The organism is Streptomyces sp. NPDC053431 (genome assembly GCF_044544925.1).
Classification (GTDB): domain Bacteria; phylum Actinomycetota; class Actinomycetes; order Streptomycetales; family Streptomycetaceae; genus Streptomyces.
This window is the reverse complement of record NZ_JBITXX010000016.1, coordinates 1-19,006: the sequence shown is the minus strand read 5'-3', so window position 1 is coordinate 19,006 and position 19,006 is coordinate 1. Positions and strand designations below refer to the sequence as shown.

The 19,006-nt window shown below is 74.7% G+C and carries 15 protein-coding genes, 1 rRNA gene and 1 pseudogene; 3 read left to right on the top strand and 14 right to left on the bottom strand.

Annotation, left to right across the window (positions count from 1 at the left end):
* Window positions 1–16: 16 nt before the first annotated feature.
* Window positions 17–1,552 carry an APC family permease gene (locus tag ACIGXE_RS29460; protein WP_399751932.1) on the bottom strand — a complete coding sequence of 512 codons (1,536 nt, stop codon included), beginning with the start codon at window positions 1,550–1,552 and terminating at the stop codon, window positions 17–19.
* Between the two features lie 165 nt (window positions 1,553–1,717).
* Here ACIGXE_RS29460 and ACIGXE_RS29455 point away from each other — a divergent pair, with 165 nt between their 5' ends.
* On the top strand, window positions 1,718–3,346 hold the full coding sequence (locus tag ACIGXE_RS29455) for a PucR family transcriptional regulator (protein ID WP_399752199.1): 1,629 nt from the start codon (window positions 1,718–1,720) through the stop codon (window positions 3,344–3,346).
* Between the two features lie 778 nt (window positions 3,347–4,124).
* Here ACIGXE_RS29455 and ACIGXE_RS29450 read toward each other — a convergent pair.
* The 6 genes from ACIGXE_RS29450 to ACIGXE_RS29425 form a co-directional block, all read right to left on the bottom strand.
* Window positions 4,125–5,210 carry a glycosyltransferase family 4 protein gene (locus tag ACIGXE_RS29450; protein ID WP_399751931.1) on the bottom strand — a complete coding sequence of 362 codons (1,086 nt, stop codon included), beginning with the start codon at window positions 5,208–5,210 and terminating at the stop codon, window positions 4,125–4,127.
* An 89-nt stretch (window positions 5,211–5,299) separates the two neighbouring features.
* Window positions 5,300–6,067, bottom strand: coding sequence for a hypothetical protein (locus ACIGXE_RS29445; protein ID WP_399751930.1), 768 nt, complete (start codon window positions 6,065–6,067; stop codon window positions 5,300–5,302).
* A complete protein-coding gene (gene recN, locus ACIGXE_RS29440; RefSeq protein WP_399751929.1) occupies window positions 6,067–7,809 on the bottom strand; it encodes a DNA repair protein RecN in 1,743 nt (580 codons plus the stop codon). Before recN ends, ACIGXE_RS29445 begins: the two co-directional genes overlap by 1 nt.
* Window positions 7,810–8,413: 604 nt before the next feature.
* Complete coding sequence (locus ACIGXE_RS29435; RefSeq protein WP_399751928.1) at window positions 8,414–9,337, bottom strand: NAD kinase; 924 nt, start codon at window positions 9,335–9,337, stop codon at window positions 8,414–8,416.
* Window positions 9,334–10,149, bottom strand: coding sequence for a TlyA family RNA methyltransferase (locus ACIGXE_RS29430; RefSeq protein ID WP_356700011.1), 816 nt, complete (start codon window positions 10,147–10,149; stop codon window positions 9,334–9,336). The genes ACIGXE_RS29435 and ACIGXE_RS29430 overlap by 4 nt, the downstream gene beginning before the upstream one ends.
* Before the next feature lie 7 nt (window positions 10,150–10,156).
* A complete protein-coding gene (locus ACIGXE_RS29425) occupies window positions 10,157–10,435 on the bottom strand; it encodes a hypothetical protein (protein WP_399751927.1) in 279 nt (92 codons plus the stop codon).
* Between the two features lie 42 nt (window positions 10,436–10,477).
* Between ACIGXE_RS29425 and ACIGXE_RS29420 the strand changes: the two genes are divergently transcribed.
* Window positions 10,478–10,825 (top strand): SCP2 sterol-binding domain-containing protein, encoded by a 348-nt coding sequence (locus ACIGXE_RS29420; RefSeq protein WP_399751926.1) that lies wholly within the window; start codon window positions 10,478–10,480, stop codon window positions 10,823–10,825.
* Between the two features lie 258 nt (window positions 10,826–11,083).
* Here ACIGXE_RS29420 and ACIGXE_RS29415 read toward each other — a convergent pair whose 3' ends face one another.
* The 4 genes from ACIGXE_RS29415 to ACIGXE_RS29400 all read right to left on the bottom strand — a co-directional run bounded on the left by ACIGXE_RS29415 (window position 11,084) and on the right by ACIGXE_RS29400 (window position 15,269).
* Complete coding sequence (locus ACIGXE_RS29415) at window positions 11,084–11,956, bottom strand: ABC transporter ATP-binding protein (RefSeq protein ID WP_399751925.1); 873 nt, start codon at window positions 11,954–11,956, stop codon at window positions 11,084–11,086.
* The gene (locus ACIGXE_RS29410; RefSeq protein ID WP_399751924.1) at window positions 11,953–12,984 is read right to left on the bottom strand and encodes a FecCD family ABC transporter permease; all 1,032 of its coding nucleotides are present in this window, start codon (window positions 12,982–12,984) and stop codon (window positions 11,953–11,955) included. Before ACIGXE_RS29410 ends, ACIGXE_RS29415 begins: the two co-directional genes overlap by 4 nt.
* Entirely contained in the window at window positions 12,981–13,940 is a 960-nt protein-coding gene (locus ACIGXE_RS29405; protein ID WP_399752197.1) for a FecCD family ABC transporter permease, read from the bottom strand. The genes ACIGXE_RS29410 and ACIGXE_RS29405 overlap by 4 nt, the downstream gene beginning before the upstream one ends.
* A 267-nt stretch (window positions 13,941–14,207) precedes the next feature.
* Window positions 14,208–15,269: an HAD hydrolase-like protein gene (locus tag ACIGXE_RS29400; RefSeq protein ID WP_399751923.1), complete on the bottom strand. Its 1,062-nt coding sequence runs from the start codon at window positions 15,267–15,269 to the stop codon at window positions 14,208–14,210.
* 85 nt (window positions 15,270–15,354) lie between these two features.
* Between ACIGXE_RS29400 and ACIGXE_RS29395 the strand changes: the two genes are divergently transcribed.
* Entirely contained in the window at window positions 15,355–16,644 is a 1,290-nt protein-coding gene (locus ACIGXE_RS29395) for a DUF1015 family protein (protein ID WP_399751921.1), read from the top strand.
* A 135-nt stretch (window positions 16,645–16,779) separates the two neighbouring features.
* Here the strand turns inward: ACIGXE_RS29395 and ACIGXE_RS29390 are convergent, their stop codons facing one another.
* From ACIGXE_RS29390 to rrf, 3 genes and pseudogenes are all read right to left on the bottom strand, one after another.
* Window positions 16,780–17,529: a hypothetical protein gene (locus ACIGXE_RS29390; protein WP_399752195.1), complete on the bottom strand. Its 750-nt coding sequence runs from the start codon at window positions 17,527–17,529 to the stop codon at window positions 16,780–16,782.
* Between the two features lie 255 nt (window positions 17,530–17,784).
* Window positions 17,785–18,777: pseudogene (locus ACIGXE_RS29385) on the bottom strand (hypothetical protein); the annotation flags it as partial.
* 136 nt (window positions 18,778–18,913) lie between these two features.
* Window positions 18,914–19,006: ribosomal RNA gene (gene rrf / locus ACIGXE_RS29380) — 5S ribosomal RNA — on the bottom strand; the annotation flags it as partial.

Sequence of the window (19,006 nt, the reverse complement as noted above, 5' to 3'; positions counted from 1 at the left end):
GATCGCTTCGGAGGGATCAGCTCTGCGGTACGGGCGCGGGGGTGGGTTCCGTGCTGTCGTCGGCGCGCTCGGCGGCGTCCTCCAGGACGATCCGGCCGATGATCTCGTAGCGCTCGGGGCGCCGGGCCTTGAGGTAGAAGCCGAGGCCGAGGCCGCCGAAGAAGACGAGGCCGACGATCCACGGGATGGCCTTGAAGAAGAGGGAGTCGGCGGCCAGTCCGGCCGCGGTCTCCATGTTGACGACCAGCAGCACGACGACGGCGATCATGCCGATGCCGCCGAGGAGCGGGGCGGTGAGGGTCTTGAACCAGTGCCGGTCCTCGGGGTGGTTCTTGCGGAAGTAGCCGATGACGGCGAAGGAGCAGAGGGTCTGCACGATGAGGATCGCCATCGTGCCGAGGATCGCGAGCAGCGTGTACAGGTGGATGTACGGGTCCTGCCCGGTGAGCCAGAAGGCCGCGACGAGGCCGACGGCGATGACGCTCTGCACGAACGAGGCGATGTACGGCGAGCCGTGCTTCGCGTGCGTACGGCCGAGCGCCGGGTGCAGGAAGCCCTCGCGCCCGATGGCGTACAGGTAGCGGGCGGCGCACTGGTGGAAGGCCATGCCGCAGGCGAAGGAGCCGGTGAGCAGCAGCCACTGGAAGGCGTCGACGGCCCAGCCGCCGATGAAGGACTCGGTGGGCGCGAAGAACAGGTCGAGCGGGCTGGCGGACGAGGACAGCTTCACCGCGCCGGACAGACCGTTGCCGGCGATCGTCATCCAGGACACGTAGATGTAGAAGAGGCCGACGCCGACGACGGAGATCAGGGTGGCGCGCGGAATGACCCGCTTGGGGTCGCGGGACTCCTCCCCGTACATCGCGGTCGACTCGAAGCCGACCCACGACCAGAAGGCGAAGAAGAGGCCGAGTCCGGCGGAGGCGCCGGTGAAGGCGTTCTTGGGGTTGACCGGCTCGACGGGGATGCCGTCGGGGCCGCCGCCGGAGATCAGGACGGCGGTGGCGACGGCGAAGAGCACCGCGATCTCGGCGACCAGCATGACGCCGAGCGCCTTCGCCGTGAGGTTGATGTCGAAGTACGACAGGACGGCGGTGACCGCGAGCATCACCGCCGCGTAGCCGATCCACGGCAGGTCCACGCCGAGCTGGTCGGCGACCGTGGTCTTGGCGAAGTAGGCGAACACCCCGACGATCGAGGCCTCGAAGACGATGTAGGCGAGGACGGCGAGCATCCCGGAGGCCATGCCGGCGATCCGGCCCAGGCCGTGCGAGATGTAGCCGTAGAAGGCGCCGGCGGCGGTGATCCGCTTGGCCATGGCGACGTAGCCGACCGAGAACACGGTCAGGACGACGGTCGCGAAGAGATAGCCGGCGGGCGCTCCCGTGCCGTTGCCGAAGCCGACGGCGATGGGAAGGTTCCCGGTCATCGCGGTGATGGGGGCGGCGGTGGCGACCGCCATGAAGACGACGCCGACGAGACCGACGGAATTCGCCTTCAGCCGGTGGACCTGGGGGGGCTGGTGCCCCGCTGCGGTGGGGTTCTCTGCCATGGCGCGAGAGCATCCTCGCACGTGACGTAGGCCACAATCGACATGCGGTCGCACAATTCGCGCCATGGGGCGACGAGTTGTCGCCCTGGTGTACGAACTGTCCGATCCGGTGACGCCGTGGTGATGTGCCCGCAACCCGGACGCGGGTAGCGTCCGCTCATGTCCATGGAAAGTCAGGGCGGGATCACCGTGCAGCGGGCACTCGAGCTTCCGGGTCTGCGCAGCGGGCTCCCGGAGGTCGTCGCCGGCGCCGACCGGCTGCACCGCACCGTGCGCTGGGTGCACGCGGGCGAGGTGCCGAACATCGCCTCGCTGCTCAAGGGCGGCGAACTGCTGCTCACCACCGGGCTCGGGCTCGGCACCCGGCCCGCCGAGCAGCGGGCGTTCGTCCGCCGGCTCGCGGAGCGGGGCATCGCGGCGCTCGTGGTGGAGCTGGGGCCGCGGTTCGCGCGGCTGCCGGCGACGATCGTGGAGACCGCCAGGACGGCGGGGCTGCCGCTGGTCCAGCTGCACCGCGAGGTCCCCTTCGTCGCCGTGACGGAGGAGATCCACACCGAGATCGTCAACGGGCACTACGCGCTGCAACGGCAGGCCGAGGAGGTCCACCGGCATTGCACCGAGGCCCTGTTGGGCGGCGGCGGGGTCCCGCAGGTGCTGCGGATCCTCGCCGACTTCGCGCTGAACCCGGTCTTCCTGGAGACCGCCGACGGCCAGCTCCTGTACGCGGCGGGCACCGACTCCGAGCCCGCCGACCCGCTCCAGGTGTGGGACGGGCTGCGCGGACAGCGGGCGGCGCGCGAGTCGGGGCCGCCGACCGGCGCGGTGCTCGTCGACGTCCCGGGCGGCGGCCCCGGCACCGCCTCGGTGCGGGCGCGCCTCGTCCTGCTCGCCGTGTCCTCCCCGCTGGCGCCGGTGCACCGGATGGCCGCCGAGCGGGCCGCCGGGCTGCTCGCGGTCGTCCTCATGCAGGCCCGGCAGGAGGAGGAGCTGGCCGCGCGGGGCCGGGGCGACTTCCTGACCGACCTCGCCGAGGGCCGGATCACGGCCGAGGACGCGCCGGCCCAGGCCCGGGTGCTCGGCTTCAAGCCGGGGGACGGCCCGCTGCTCCCGGTCGTGATGCGGCTGGCCCCCGAGCTGTCCCCCTCGGGCAACTGGGCGCTGCTCGCCCGGGCGGTCCTCGAGGAACTCTCCTCCGTCGGCGTCCCGGTGCTCCTCGGCGTCCGCCCGGTCGAGGGCCGCGTCCCGCTGCTCCTCGGCCTGCGCTCGGAGACGGAACGCACGGCCGTGGCGGACCGGGTCGCGGCGGCGCTGCGGGCCGGCGTCGAGCGGGCCGGCCTGATGGGGGCGCCCCCGGGCGCCCACCCGCCGGTGGTCGTGGTCGGTGTCGCGGGCGGCTGGGCGGCGGCCTCGGCGGGGCTGCGGCACGCGGCGGAGACGGCGACGGCGGCGCAGGGGCTGTCGGACCGGCCCTGGTACGACGCCCGGCGCCTCGACACGGACCTGCTGTTGTGGCGGCTGCGGGACCATCCGGACCTGGCGGCCTTCGTGGACCGCGCGATCGGCCCCCTGCGCGACCACGACCGCACCTCCCGCCCGCCGCTCCTCCCGACCCTGGAGACGTACCTGGCCCACGCGGGCCGCAAGGCGGAGACGGCCCGGGAGCTCCACCTCAACCGCCAGACCCTCTACAACCGTCTGGCCCGCATCTCCGAGCTCCTGGGCACGGACCTGGACGACCCCCAAACGGTCCTGGCCCTCAGCCTCGCCCTCAGAGCCCGCCGCCACACCCCGTAACGCCCGGCCTGGGGGCAGCGCCCGCCCGAGCCCCGGTTGCGAGCAGCGCCCGCCCGCGCCCTTGGCGGCTACGCCCGCCGCTCGCCGTCCCCGGTTGCGGACTGCGCCCGCCCGCGCCCGTGGGGGGCTACGCCCGGTGCTCGCCGTCCCCGGTTGCGGGCTGCGCCCGCCGTCCACCCCGTTGCGGGCTGTGCCCGCCCCTCGCTGGGCGCTGCGCCCACCGCCGCCCCGTTGTGGGCTGCGCCCGCCGCTCGCCGTCCCCGTTGTGGGCAGTCGTTCCGCTGGGGCGGAACGGGTGGGCACAACGGAACGCAGCGCCTTGCCGCGCCCAGGCCCCTACCGCCTTGACGCCCGCCGAGACCGCGCGGCGCCGTAAGGGGCGGGCGTAGGTACAAGGAGCGGACGCGCCGCCAAGCGCGGTCCCGTGTGCCCACCCGTCCCGCCCCAGCGGGACGACTGCCCACACGGAGGGTGGCGAGGCGAGCGCCCCACACGGGCGGAACGCCCACACGGAGGCGGCCGAGGGGTGCGCCCCCCGAGGGGCGGAACGCCACATGGCGGTCGGCGTGGGTGGACGCCCCGTACGGGGCGGAACGTCGGGGCGTGGGCGGGCGCCGCATACGGAACGCCCGGGCGTGCGCGGGCGCCGCATACGGGCGGAACGCCCGCACGGGCGTGGCGGGCGCCCGGTACGGGGCGGATCGCCCGGGCGTGAGCGGGCGCCGTATGCGGGCGGGAAGCGCGCGCCGGCGGGGGCGGGCGCCGCCTGGGGCGTGGGTCAGCGGGCGGTCAGTTCGTCGTAGATGGTGAGGACGTGGGCGATCGTCTCGTCCTCCGTAGGCCACGTCCCCGCCTGCACCCGCCCCGCCGCCGCCAGATCAAGCCGCCGCTCCGCGTCCTCGAGCAGCCCGCGGACACTCGCCGCGAGCGCGTCCGCGTCGCCGTACGGGACGAGTTCCGCCGCGTCGCCCACCAGCTCCGGCACACCCCCCACCGCCGTGGCGACCAGCGGTACGCCGAGCCGCAGCGCCTCCTGCGCGAGCAGCGAGCGCGCCTCCCAGCGCGAGGGCAGGACGGCGACGTCCGCCGCGGCAAGCAGCTCCGCCACGTCGTCCCGGCGTCCGATGAGCCGCACCCCGAGCCCCTCCGCCTCGATCCGCCGCTGCAGCGCGGGCCGTTCGGACCCCTCCCCCGCGATGACGAGCAGCGGCTGCGGGTCGAGGTCCCGCCACGTCCGGGCCGCGTCGAGCAGCATCCCGTACCCGCGCCCCGGCTCCAGCGCGCCGACGGCCATCAGCAAGGGCCGGTCCACGGCGCCGAGTTCGGCCCGCGCCTTGCCGTCGTGGAGGCAGACCGGGGCCCGCGAGGCGGGCACGGTCACGGGCGCGAGGCGGGCGTCGCGGGCGCCCCGTCGCCGGGCCCGGTCGACGAGCTCGGAGGAGGTGCCGAGGACGACGGTGGCCGCCCGCACGGTCCTGCGCTCCAGGAGGCGCACGAGGCCGGCGCGCGCCCCGGCCACATGGCTGCGGGTGTGCCAGGTGGTGACGAGCGGGGTGCGCGGCCCGGCGCCGCCGGACAGCGCGAGCGAGGCCCGCACCGAGGCGTCGAGGCCGTGTGCGTGGACGACGTCCGCGCCGATGCAGGCGTTGCGCAGCACGGCGACGCTCGCGAGGCCGCCGCACCGCTGCACCGGGACGACGTGCGCGCCGGCACCCGCGAAGTCGTAGACGTGGTCGAGTTCGGGCGGGGCGCACACGGTCACCCGCACGCCCCTTGCCACCAGCCCCGAGGCGAGCGACCTGACGTGCGCACTGCTGCCCGCGCTGCCGCCGCCCAGCACTTGGACCGTACGGAGCTGTGTCACGCGCCAAGGATGCCAGCCCGTACGCACGTTCCGGCACCGAAGTGGCGTCGTTGCCGTGTCGACCGCCTCAACTCACCGACGGGGTTCACTCACATGGGTGATAGATGGGGCTCTGCCGCGCGGGTTCGGACGGCTTCCCCCTGGCGCTCGGCCGCGGAGACACCCGTCGCCCGTCGCTCCCCGTGGACCGCCGCGGCGACGAGTCCCGCCGCGTGGGCGGCGAGGCCGAGCCGCCCGTTGCCGACGGCGATCGCGGTGCCGACGGCCGCGCCGAGGGCGTGCGCGCCGGTGTCGCCGAGCATGGTGCGCTCCCCCAGGTCGTCGGCGAGGACGGCGGCCACGGCGCCCATCGGCGCGGCGGCCTGCGGACCGCGCAGCAGCCCGGGCGCGGCGAGCCCGAGCACCACGAGCCCGGCCCGGCCGGGCCGCACGTCGACCAGGTTGACGAGGTGGGCGGTGCCGGCGATGACGACCCCGGCGAGCAGCTTGTCGACGGGCCGCTCCTTCAGGAACGCGCCCGCGGCCAGCCCGGCGGCACCGATCCCGAACAGCTTGACGGCCCCACTGGTCACCTCACCGTCCCGCAGCGCCGCCAGATGCGCCCGAAAGCCACGCCGCTCGTCGCCCCGCACGTCGTCGTACGCGCCGCACGCCCCGGCCACGAGCACCGCGAGGGCGCCCGCCCCGGTCCCGGCGCCCGCGGCGGCACCGAGCGCCGTCGCGGGACCCGCGTACAGGGAGACGCGCCGCCCGGCGTGGTTGGTCCGCTCCCAGCGCGGGTCGCGGACCCGCCGCAGCCCCTCGTACACGGCGCGGCTCACGCCCGCGGCCACGGCGAAGGCCCCGAGCCGCCCCATCAGGCGTCGGCCCGCGCCGTCGCCAGGAGCTCCTCGGCGTGGGCCCGGGCCGTCTCGGAGTCCTCCTGGCCGGCGAGCATCCGGGAGAGCTCACGGACCCGGTCCTCGCCCTCCAGGACCGTGACGCCGGAGCGGGTGACCGAACCGTCGTTGGTCTTCTCGACGAGCAACTGCCGGTCGGCGAAGGCCGCCACCTGCGGCAGGTGGGTGACCACGACGACCTGCGCGGACTTGGCGAGCTTGGCGAGCCGGCGGCCGATCTCGACCGCGGCCTTGCCGCCGACGCCCGCGTCGACCTCGTCGAACAGATAGGTCGGCACCGGGTCCGTACCGGCGAAGACGACCTCGACGGCGAGCATCACGCGGGACAGCTCACCGCCGGACGCGCCCTTGGCGATCGGGCGCGGCGGGGCGCCCGGGTGCGGGGCGAGGAGCAGTTCGACCTCGTCGGCGCCGGACGGCGTGTACGCGACACGACGCCCGCCGACCTCGACGCCCTCGGGGTCCTCGGTCTGCCGGACGGCGAAGGACACCCGTGCGTGCGGCATGGCCAGCGAGGCGAGCTCGGCGGTGACGGCCTCGGCGAACCGGTCCGCCGCCTCCGTCCGCGCGTCGGTGAGCCGCTGGGCCAGCGCCGACAGCTCGTCGCGCAGCCGGTCCCGCTCGGCGGTCAGCTCGTCGACGCGCTCGTCGTCGCCGTCGAGCTCGGTGAGCCGGGTCGCGCTCTGCTCGGCCCACGCGAGCACGGCCGCGATGTCCTCCCCGTACTTCCTGGTGAGCTGGGTGAGCGCGGCGCGGCGCTCCTCCACGGCGGCCAGCCGCAGCGGGTCGGCGTCCAGGTTGTCGGCGTATCCGGCGAGCTCCCCGGCCACGTCCGACAGCAGGATGGAGATCTCGCCCATCCGGTCGGCGAGCGCGGCGAGCGCCGGGTCGTGCGCCCGTACGGCCTCCAGGGCCCGGCCCGCGCCCGCGACGAGGGTCGTCGCGTCGACGGCCTCGGGGTCCTCGGGCTGGCCGGCCAGCGCGGCGTGCGCGAGGGCGGCGGCGGAGGCGAGGGACTCGGCGTGCCCGAGCCGCTCCGCCTCGGCGGCCAGCTCGACGTCCTCGCCGGGGCGCGGCTCGACGGCCTCGATCTCACCGAGCCCGAAGCGCAGCAGATCGGCCTCCTGGGCCCGTTCGCGGGCCCGGGTGGTGATCTCCTCCAGCTCGGCGGTGACGGCCCGCAGCCGCTTGTACGCCTCGCCGTAGGCGGCGAGCGGCACGGCCACGGCCTCGCCCGCGTACCGGTCCAGGGCGCCGCGCTGCCGGGCCGGCTTGAGCAGGCCCTGCTGGTCGGTCTGGCCGTGCACGGCGACGAGTTCGTCGGCGAGCTCGGCGAGCAGCCCCACGGGCACGGAACGCCCGCCGAGGTGGGCGCGGGACCGGCCTTCGGCGGAGACGGTACGGCTGACGAGGAGCGCGCCCTCGTCGAGCTCGGCGCCCGCCTCCTCCGCGCGCGCGGCGGCGGCCGCGCCCGGGGGCAGCGCGATGCGGCCCTCGACGACGGCGGACCCCGCCCCGATCCGTACCAGGGCCGGGTCGGCCCGCCCGCCGAGCAGCAGCCCGAGGCTGGTCACGACCATGGTCTTGCCCGCACCGGTCTCACCGGTCACCGCGGTGAAACCGGGCGACAACTCGACGACCGCGTCGTCGATGACTCCGAGCGACCGTATCCGCATCTCCTCCAGCACGCCCCAGACCATACGAGGTTTTCCCCGCCCGGTGCCACGCCACCCCGCTCCGACGGCGAATCGGCTGGTCAGCGCCCCGCCGCGGTCCGGTGGCGACGGCGTCTCGTTGACGGCGCCGCCTCCCGCCCCACGAGGGCGTCCCCCCGACGCGAGGGCGGCACGGGCGCCGGCCGGCAGCGCGAGGCGCACGTGCCCCGACCGGCGGCCCGAAGGCGGCGCGGGCCCCCGGCGGCGCCGCGAACGCGGCACTGCCCCCGGCCCCCGGCGCGAACGCGGAACGTGCCCCCACCGACGGCCCGAAGGCGGTGCATGCCCCAGCCGGCGGCCCGAAGGCGGCGCGGGCCCCCGGCGGCGCCGCGAACGCGGCATTGCCCCCGGCCATCGACGCGAAGGCGGCACCGGCCGCCGCTGGCGGCGCGGAAGCGGCGCAATTACCCGGCCAGCGGCGCGAAGGCGGCACTGACCCCGGCCGCCAGCCCGAAATCGGCACGGGCCCCCGCCGGCGGCCCGAAAGCCGCATGGACCCCGGCCGGCGGCCGCAAGAGGCGCGGGCCCCGACCGGCGGCCCCAAGGCGGCACCTGCTCCGGCCGGCGGCGCGGCCGGGGCACCGCGTCCTCAGTGCGGCGCCCCGCGCCACCCCGACACCGGCAGGGCGAACTTGGCGACCAGGCGGTCGGTGAAGGAGGCGTGGTGCAGGCGGGCGAGGCGGACCGGGACGGCGCCGCGGCGGACCTCGACGCGGGCGCCGGCCGGGAGCTCCACGGTGCGCCGCCCGTCACACCACAGCACGCCGTGCGGGGTGTGCGGCTCGACCTCGACGGCGAGCACCGAGTCGGGGGTGGTGACGAGCGGCTTGGCGAACAGCGCGTGCGCCCCGATCGGCACCATGAGCAGCGCCTCCACCTCCGGCCAGATCACCGGTCCGCCGGCCGAGAAGGCGTACGCGGTCGAGCCGGTCGGGGTCGCGCAGATCACCCCGTCGCAGCCGAAACCGGTCACGGGGCGGCCGTCGATGGCCAGGACCACCTCCAGCATCCGCTCGGGGGACACCTTCTGCACGGCCGCCTCGTTGAGCGCCCAGTCCTGGTGCAGGACGTCGCCGTTCTGGTAGACGGTGACGTCGAGGGTCATCCGCTCCTCGACCTCGTACGCGCGGGTCACGACCCGGTCGACGACCTTGTCGAGGTCGTCGCGTTCGGCCTCGGCGAGGAAGCCGACCCGGCCCAGGTTGACGCCGAGCATCGGCACCCCGGAGGCGCGGGCGAACTCGGAGCCGCGCAGCAGGGTGCCGTCGCCGCCCAGGACGACGAGGAGTTCACAGCCGTCGAGCGCGTCGGAGCAGGCCTCCGGGACCTTCTCGACGGCGTGCGGCAGCGGCAGGTCGGCCGCCTCCGCCTCCAGGACCCGCACCCCGATGCCGCTGCGCAGCAGCCCCAGGACGACGAGTTCGGCGCTGCGCACGGCGGCCGGCCGGCCGGTGTGCGCGAGCAGGAAGACGGTGCGGTTGTTCTCGGTAGACGTGCTCGAACCAGTGCTCAACGAGGTCCTTCCGCCACGGCGCGGTCGACTTCCGCAGGATCCAGAGCGGGCGCCCCGGCCCGCAGCCACAGAAAGTACTCGACATTGCCGGACGGCCCGGGCAGCGGGCTGGCGGTGACGCCGAGGACACCGAGCCCGAGCTCGCCCGCGCGCCGGGCCACGTTCTTCACCGCGTCGGCGCGGAGTTCGGCGCTCCGCACCACTCCGCCGGTGCCGAGCCGCTCCTTGCCGACCTCGAACTGCGGCTTGACCATGAGGACCAGGTCGGCGTCGGGCGCGGTGCAGGCCACCAGGGCGGGCAGCACGAGCCCGAGCGGGATGAAGGACAGGTCTCCGACGACGAGGTCGACCGGGATGCCGTCGATGGAGTCGAGGGTCATCTCACGCACGTTCGTACGGTCCTTGACGGTGACCCGCTCGTCGCTCTGCAGCGACCAGGCGAGCTGCCCGTAGCCGACGTCCACGGCGACGACGTGGGCGGCGCCGGCGCGCAGCAGGACGTCGGTGAAGCCGCCGGTGGACGCGCCCGCGTCGAGCGCGCGCCGGCCCTCGACCCGCAGCCCCTGCGGGACGAAGGCGGCGAAGGCACCGGCCAGCTTGTGGCCGCCGCGCGACACGTAGTCGGGGTCGCTGTCGTCCTGGGCCACGACGATGGCGGCGGCGGTCTCGACCTGGGTGGCGGGCTTGGTGGCGACGGTCTTGCCGACGGTCACCCGGCCCGCGGCGATCAGCTGGCTGGCGTGCTCGCGCGAGCGCGCCAGCTTGCGCCGTACCAGCTCGGCGTCGAGACGGCGGCGTGCCGGTCCTGCCACGTTCGGTTCAGCTCCTGTTGTCGTTCGGACGGGGTCCGGGCGGGGCGTCGAGCGCGGTCAGCTCGGCGCGCAGCCCACGGTGTACATCCTCGTACACGTCGAGGTGTCCGTCGGCCGTCAGGTGGTCGGCGTCGCCGAGCCGGTCCAGGAGCGCGTCGACGGCGGGCCGTCCGGTGGGGGTCCGTACGACGCCCAGCGGAGCGGGCCCGGCGGCCTCGTACGGGTCGGCGGGGGCCGGTCCCGCGGGCACCGTCTCCGGCGGGGCTTCGGGTGTCGCGTCGCTCATGCCCCGACGCTACCGCGAAGCCCTGCGGTACCGTCGACCGCGATGGCGACGATCACGGAGTGCCGTGAGGCACTGAACAGGCTCTCGGACAACCTGGCGGCGGCGGACGGCGAGGTGCGCGGTGCGGCCGCGCTCGACCGCACCCTCAGCTGCCACCTCACCGACCTGGACACGACCTTCACCGGCCGGCTGGCCGACGGAAGGATCGAGGTGGAGGACACGGTGTCAGGTCCGCCGCCCGAGAAGGCGCAGATCCGGCTCCGGATGACCGGCGACGACCTGGTCGCGATGGTCGACGGACGGCTGAACTTCGCCAAGGCCTGGGCCTCCGGCCGGGTCGGCCTGGAGGCGGGCTTCCGCGACCTCCTGAAGCTGCGGTCCCTGCTGTAGGGACCGGCCCGGCGGGATCCGGACGAGTCCGGCAGGATCAGGGGCCGGCCCGGGGGGCTCAGGACCCCCCGGCGGGATCCGCACCGGTCCGGCAGGATCAGGGGCCGGCCCGGCGCAATCAAGCCCGGCCCGGCGGGATCCGGACCGACCCGGCAGGACCGAGGCCGGCCAGCCGCAACCAAGACCCGCCCAGCAGGCCCAGGACCCGCCCGCCGCAACCAAGACCCGCCCAGCAGGATCCGGCCCGGCCCGGCCCGCTCAGGACCGCGCCGTTGCCGCCGGCCGGGGCCTGCGTGCCTTGCGGCCGGCCGGGACGACGAGCGGGGTGCCCGTCTCCGGGTCCTCGATGACCTGGCAGCGCAGACCGAAGACCCGCTCGACGAGCTCGGCCGTGACGACCTCGGCCGGCGGGCCCTCCGCGACGACCTCCCCGTCGCGGCAGGCGATGAGGTGGGTGGCGTACCGGGCCGCGTGGTTGAGGTCGTGGAGGACCGCGACGAGCGTGCGGCCCTGCGTCTCGTGCAGTTCGGCGCACAGGTCGAGGACGTCGATCTGGTGCTGGATGTCGAGGAAGGTGGTCGGCTCGTCGAGCAGCAGCAGCGGCGTCTGCTGGGCGAGCGCCATCGCGATCCACACCCGCTGGCGCTGGCCGCCGGACAGCTCGTCGACGTACCGCTCGGCGAGCTCGGCGACGCCGGTCGCGGCCATCGACTCCCGCACGATCCGCTCGTCCTCGGGCGACCACTGGCGCAGCAGGCCCTGGTGCGGGTAGCGGCCGCGGGCGACGAGGTCGGCGACGGTGATGCCGTCGGGCGCGACGGAGGACTGCGGGAGCAGCCCGAGCGTCCGCGCGACCTTCTTGGCGGGCATCGAGTGGATGGCCTGTCCGTCGAGCAGGACCCGGCCCTCGGTCGGCTTCAGCATCCGGGACAGTGCGCGCAGCAGCGTGGACTTGCCGCAGGCGTTGGGGCCGACGATGACCGTGAAGGAGTGGTCGGGGATCGCGACGCTCAGGTCGCGGGCGATGACCCGCTGGTCGTAGGCGAGCGTGACCGACTCGGCGCTGAGCCGCTGCTGCGTCTGCTGCTGCCCGTTCATTCCCTGGCTCCTGGTGGTGTTCTCGATGGTCATATCCGGCCGGCCTTCCGCTCGCTGACGAGCAGCCACAGCAGGTAGCAGCCGCCGAGGACGCCGGTGACGACGCCCACCGGCAGCTGCCGCTCGCCGAAGGCGTTGGTGGCGGTCCAGTCGGCGACCAGCAGCAGGGCGGTGCCCATGAGCGCGGAGGCGCCGAGGTTCGGGCCGGGCGAGCGGGTGAGCCGGCGGGCCAGCTGCGGCGCGCTCAGCGAGACGAAGACGATGGGGCCCGCGGCGGCCGTGGCGACGGCGACGAGCAGCACGGCCGCGCCCATGAGGACGATCCGGGTCCGCTCGACCTTGACGCCGAGCGCGTACGCGGCGTCGTCGCCCATCTCCAGCATCCGCAGCGCCCGCCCGTGCCCGAGGATCAGCGGCAGCAGCACGCAGCTGACGGCGAACAGCGGCCAGAACTGGGCCATGTCCCGGCCCTCCAGCGAGCCGGTCATCCACACCGTCGCGCGGGCCGCGTCGACGAGCTGCGCCTTGGTGATGAGGTAGTGGATGACGGCGGTGAGCATGGCGGCGGCGCCGATGCCGATGAGCACGAGGCGGTAGCCGTGCACCCCGTGCCGCCAGGCGAGCAGGTAGATCACCAGGCCGGTGACCAGTCCGCCGGCGATCGCACCGCCGGCCGCGGCCGTGGCGCTGCCCTGGAAGAGGACGATGACGGTGAGCGCGCCGACGGTGGAGCCCTGGCCGAAACCGATGACGTCGGGGCTGCCGAGCGGGTTGCGGGAGATCGCCTGGAAGACGGCGCCTCCGATGCCGAGCGCCGAGCCGACGAAGAGGGCGACGAGCACCCGGGGCAGCCGCAGGTCCATGACGGCGATCTTCTGCACCTCGGTGCCGCCGCCGAGCAGGGTGGCGACGACGTCGCCGGGCGCGACTGGGAAGTCTCCGCTGCCGATGAGGACCACCGCCGCCGCCAGGGCGACGACGAGCAGGCCCAGGACGGAGAGCAGGGCGCGCGGCTCGTACCGTACGGAGAGTCCGGCCGTCCGCAGGGTCTTGGTGCTCACAGCTTGGCCATCCTCTTGCGGCGGACGAGGTGGATGAAGACGGGCCCGCCGAGGAGCGAGGTGACGATGCCGACCTGAAGTTCGGCGGGGCGGGTCACGACCCGGCCGACGACGTCGGAGCCGAGGAGGAGGACGGGCGAGAGGACCGCCGCGTAGGGCAGGATCCAGCGCATGTCGGGCCCGGTGAAGGACCGCGCGATGTACGGGACCATCAGGCCGACGAACACGATCGGCCCGCAGGCGGCGGTCGCCGCTCCGCACATCAGCGTCACGGACACCATCGCCACGATCCGGGTCCGGGTGAGGTTCGCGCCCAGCGCCCGCGCGGTGTCGTCGCCCATCTCCATGGCGTTCAGCGGCCGGGCGATCAGCAGGGCCAGGACGGCGCCGACGAGGACGAAGGGGGCGACGCGGCCGACGGTGTCCATGTTCGCGTCGGCCAGGGAGCCGACGGTCCAGAAGCGCAGCCGGTCGAGGGCCGCGGAGTTGAGCAGCTGGACCGCGTTGACGTACCCGTACAGGGCCACGGTGGCCGCGGTCCCGGCGAGCGCGAGCCGTACCGGGGTGGCGCTGCGGCTGCCGCCGAGGACGTACACGAGGACCGAGACCACGGCCGCGCCGACGAAGGCGAACCACACGTACGCGGAGGTGTCCGTGACGCCGAGGAAGGCGATCGCCGACACCACGGCCGCGGCGGCGCCGGCGTTGACGCCGAGGAGACCGGGCTCGGCGAGCGGATTGCGGGTGAGGCCCTGCATGACGGCGCCGGCCAGGCCGAGGGCCAGACCGACGAGCAGCCCGAGGAGGGTGCGGGGGACGCGGACGTCGTGGATGACGACGTCGTTGCGGATGCCGCTGTTCTGGAACAGGCCGTGCCACACGTCGCCGAACGGCACCGGCTTGGCACCGATCATGATGCTCAGGACACAGACCAGCAGCAGGACCCCGACGGCCAGGACCAGTCCGACGGCGCGCACGGCGTTCCGGCGCGTCGGCGTCTGGGCAGGGCCGACCGGCTCCGCGCTCGCACGGGAGGGACTCTCGACCAACACGAGGTTAGGTTAGCCTACCCTCTGACGGGTGATCGATCCCCGGTACGGGGCTGCCGCCCGGCCGGACCGGCCCACCTCGCGCCGCGTCAGCCCACCGGCCTCCGCCGCACGACATCGGCCCACCAGTCCCGCCGTACGACATCAGCCCACCGGGCCCCCGCCGTACGACCCTCAGCCCACCGGCCCCAGCCGCTCCAGCGCCTTCCCCGCGTCCAGACCCGACGCCCCGGCCCCGGCCTCCGTCCACGCCGCCGCGCACAGCGCGCGCACACCGTCCAGCGGATCGAGCTCCTCGCCCGCGCCCTCCAGGACCAGCGCTCCCCCGCTCACCGAGGCCGACCAGCCCCCGCACCCGAACGCCCCGTCCGCACCCTCGACGACCTCCGGCTGGGGCTCCAGCAACCCCCGCAGGTCCGCCGCGACATACGTCGGCCGGTGCTCCGGCACCGCGGCGAGCAGCCGCGGCACGTCCGTCACGCCGGTCAGCACGAGCAGCGAGTCCACGCCCCCGTTGAACGCCCCCTCGATGTCCGTGTCCAGCCGGTCCCCCACCACCAGCGGGCGCTCGGCCCCGGTCCGCAGCACCGTCTCGCGGTGCATCGGCGGCAACGGCTTGCCCGCCACCTTCGGCTCCGCGCCCGTCGCGATCCGCACGACCTCCACGGCCGCGCCGTTCCCCGGCCCGATCCCCCGCACGCCCGGAATCGTCAGGTCCGTGTTCGAGGCGTACCAGGGCAGCCCCCGCCCCACCGCGTAACTCGCCTCCGCGAACCGCCCCCACGGCAGCTCCGGACCGCCGTAGCCCTGCACCACCGCCACCGGGTCGTCGTCCGCCGACTCCACCGGCACGAGCCCCCGCTCGCGCAGCGCCACCCGCAGCCCCTCGCCGCCGATCAGCAGCACCCGCGAGCCGGGCGGCACCTCGTCGGCGATCAGCCGGGCCACCGCCTGCGCCGAGGTGATCACGTCACCGGGCTCCGCCGGCACCCCGATCTCGGTGAGGTGCTCCGCCACCGTGTCCGGCGTCCGCAGCGCGTTGTTGGTGACGTACGCCAGGTGCATCCCGCCGGCCCGGGCCGCGCCCAGCGCCGTCACGGCGTGCGGAATCGCGTCCCCACCCGCGTAGTACACGACACCGTCCAGGTCGAGCAGCGCCGTGTCGTACGCCTCGCTCAACGCGCGCGCACTGCCACTCGGCCGGTCCCTGCCCTGCCGCTGGCCGATTCCCGTCATGCCATGGACTCCTCACGTCGCCGGGCTGACATTCTCCCGTTGCCCAGATCATCGCTCATGACCACCGCGCACATAGGATGACGAGATGCATACCTCAGGTCACGCGGCCGATGACGTCCGCGCTCCCGGTCTTCGACTGAGCCCCTTCCGGGGCATCCGGTACGTTCCCGAACGGGTCGGCAGCCTGGCCGCCGTGACCTCCCCGCCGTACGACGTCGTCGTCCGGCCCGACGGACTCCTCCACCTGGAATCCGCGGACCCCCACAACATCGTCCGGCTCATCCTCCCGCAGGCCATGACCGCCGGCACCCGGCACCGCAAGGCCGCCGTCACCCTCGACCGCTGGCTCGCCGACGGCATCCTCGCCCCCGACCCCGAACCCGCGCTCTACGTCTACGAGCAGCGCGGCGACGGCCTCCTCCAGCGCGGCGTCATCGGAGCCCTCGAACTCTCCACCCCCGCCGAAGGCATCGTCCTCCCGCACGAGGACGTCATGCCGCACGTCGTCGAGGACCGCGCCGCCCTCATGCGCACCACCGCCGCCAACCTGGAGCCGCTGCTCCTCACCTACCGCGGCGACGGCGACGGCGCGGGCGCCGTCATCGACCGCACCGTCGAGCGCGAGCCGCTGCTCTCCACCACCACCGAGGACGGCTTCCACCACCGCCTGTGGGCCGTCACCAACCCGGCCGACCTCGCCGCCGTCGCCGCCGAACTCGGCCGCCACCAGGCCCTCATCGCCGACGGACACCACCGGTGGGCCACCTACCTGCGGCTCCGCGAGGAGCACACGGCGCCCGGCCCCTGGAACCACGGCCTGGTCCTGCTCATCGACACCGGCCGCTACCCGCTCCGGGTCCGCGCCATCCACCGGCTGCTCAACCGCCTCCCGGTCGCCGACGCGCTCGCCGCCCTCGGCGACGCCTTCCGCGTGACGCGCGTCGACGGCCCCCTCTCCGCCGCCCAGGAGGCCCTCGCCACGGCCACCGCCGAAGGCAACGCCTTCCTCCTCGCCGGCGACGGCGGCTTCCACCTCCTCGACCGCCCCGACCCGGGGCTCCTGGCCCGCACGGTCCGCACCGACCGCCCCGAGGCCTGGCGGACCCTCGACGCCACGGTCCTGCACTCCACCCTCCTCGACCACGTCTGGCACATCGCGGAGGACTCCCCCGAGGACATCAGCTACATCCACGACACCCAGGCCGCCGTCGAACAGGCCGAACGCCGTGGGGGTACGGCGGTCCTGATGCACCCGGTCAAGGAGGAGGTCGTACGCGACCTGGCCCGCCAGGGCGTCACGATGCCCCGTAAGTCGACCTCCTTCGGCCCGAAGCCGGCGACGGGCCTGGTGCTGCGCAGCCTGGCCCTCGACTGACCTGCCGGCGGGCGCCCCTCGGCAGCCAGGCCGCTCTGCCGTTCGGCAGCCGGTCACCGCGAGAACGCCGAAGGGCGGCACCCCGTGTGGGGTGCCGCCCTTCGTTTCGTGTCCTACGGCGCAGGCCGTGGGGCGTCAGCTCTCGTCGCTGTCGCCCTCGCGCGGCTCGTCGTCCTGGTCCTGCCGGTCCTGCGCGGCGGCGGCGTTCTCGCCACCGTTCTCGCCACCGTTCTCGTCGGCGTCCTCGGAGTCGTCGAAGGCGTCGACGAACTCGACACCGTCCAGCTCCGCCAGCCGGTCGGAGGCGTCCGTGGAGCCGTCCTTGTCGGCCTCCAGGGCCTTCGCGAACCACTCACGCGCCTCGCGCTCACGCCCGGCGGCGAGCAGCGCGTCGGCGTACGCGTAGCGCAGGCGCGCGGTCCACGGGTGGTTGGCGTTGGACGCCAGCTCCGGGCTCTGCAGGGTCACGATGGCCGCGTCGAGCTGGCCCATGTCCCGGCGGGCGCCGGCGGCCACGAGCCGCATCTCGACCTGGCCGGCCTTGTCCAGCTTCAGCACCTCGGGCTCACCGGCCATCGCCAGCGCCCGCTCCGGACGCCCGAGCCCGCGCTCGCAGTCCGCCATGACGGGCCACAGCTCGACACTGCCGGTCATCCGCCGCGCGGCCCGGAACTCGGCCAGCGCCTCGGAGTACTTCTGCGTCGCGTACGCCGCGAAGCCGGCGGCCTCGCGGACGGCGGCGACACGGGAGGCGAGCCGCAGGGCGATGCGCGAGTACTCGTACGCCTTCTCCGGCTCCTCGTCGATCAGCTGGGCGACCATGACGAGGTTGCGGGCGACGTCCTCGGCCAGCCCCTTGGGCAGGCTCATCAGCTCCTGGCGCACATCCGCGTCGATCTCCTCACCGGTGACCTCCGGCGGAATCGGCAGGCGCTTGATCGGCGCACGGTCCCCACCGCGCCGGTCACCGCGGTCGCCGCGGTCGTCCCGGCGCCCGTAGCCGCCCCGGTCGTCCCGGCGCGGACCACGCCCACGGTCGTCCCGGCGGTCGTCACGGCCGCGGAACCCACCGCCACCACGCCGGTCGTCCTCACGCCGCGGCCCACGGGGGCGCTCGTCACGGCGGTCGTCCTGGCGGTCGTCGCGCCGGTACGAAGGACGGTCGTCACGGCGGAAGCCGGACCGGTCGTCCTGGCGGTCGTCGCGACGGTAGGACGGACGGTCGCCCTGACGGTCGTCACGGCGGAAGCCGGGGCGGTCGTCCTGGCGGTCGTCACGACGGTACGAGGGACGGTCGCCCTGACGGTCATCGCGACGGTAGGAGGGACGGTCACCCTGGCGGTCGTCACGGCGGAAGCCGGGACGGTCGTCGCGGCCACCGCGGTAGCCACCACCACGGTTGTCGTCACGGCGGTCGTCGCGGCGGTCGTCCTGTCGGTCGTCACGACGGTAGGAGGGACGGTCGTCACGGCGGTCGTCGCGGCGGTCATCGCGGCGGAAGCCGGGGCGGTCGTCGCGGCCGCCGCGGTAGCCACCACCGCGGTTGTCGTCGCGACGGTCGTCGCGACGGAAGCCGGAGCGGTCGTCCTGGCGGTCGTCACGACGGTACGAGGGACGATCGCCCTGGCGGTCGTCACGACGGAACGGCGGGCGGTCGCCCTGGCGGTCGTCGCGACGGAAGCCGGGGCGGTCGCCCTGACGGTCATCGCGCCGGAAGGAGGGACGGTCGCCCTGACGGTCGTCACGACGGAAGCCAGGACGGTCGTCACGGCCGCCGCGGTAGCCACCACCGCGGTTGTCGTCACGGCGGTCATCCTGGCGGTCGTCACGACGGTACGAGGGACGGTCGCCCTGACGGTCGTCACGACGGAAGCCGGGGCGGTCGCCCTGGCGGTCGTCACGACGGAACGGCGGACGGTCGCCCTGACGGTCGTCACGACGGTCATCGCGGCGGTCGTCACGACGGTACGAAGGGCGGTCGCCCTGACGGTCGTCGCGGCGGTCGTCGCGGCCACCGCGGTAGCCACCACCACGGTTGTCGTCACGACGCGGCCCACGGAAGCCGCCCCGCTCGCCACCGTCCCGGCGGCGCGGCTCGCGCTCCGGACGGTCGTCGGGAGAGTTGGTGGACATCGACGTGACTCCTGTCTTCGGGTACTGCAGTCATTCTCGCGCAGCCGGCACCGCACCGCGCTTTCAAGAAATACGTGGAAAAACAAAAGGACCCCTGGTCCAGCGTGAACGCTGGGACCAGGGGTCCTGAAAGATTGTTCGGCGGTGTCCTACTCTCCCACAGGGTCCCCCCTGCAGTACCATCGGCGCTGAAAGGCTTAGCTTCCGGGTTCGGAATGTAACCGGGCGT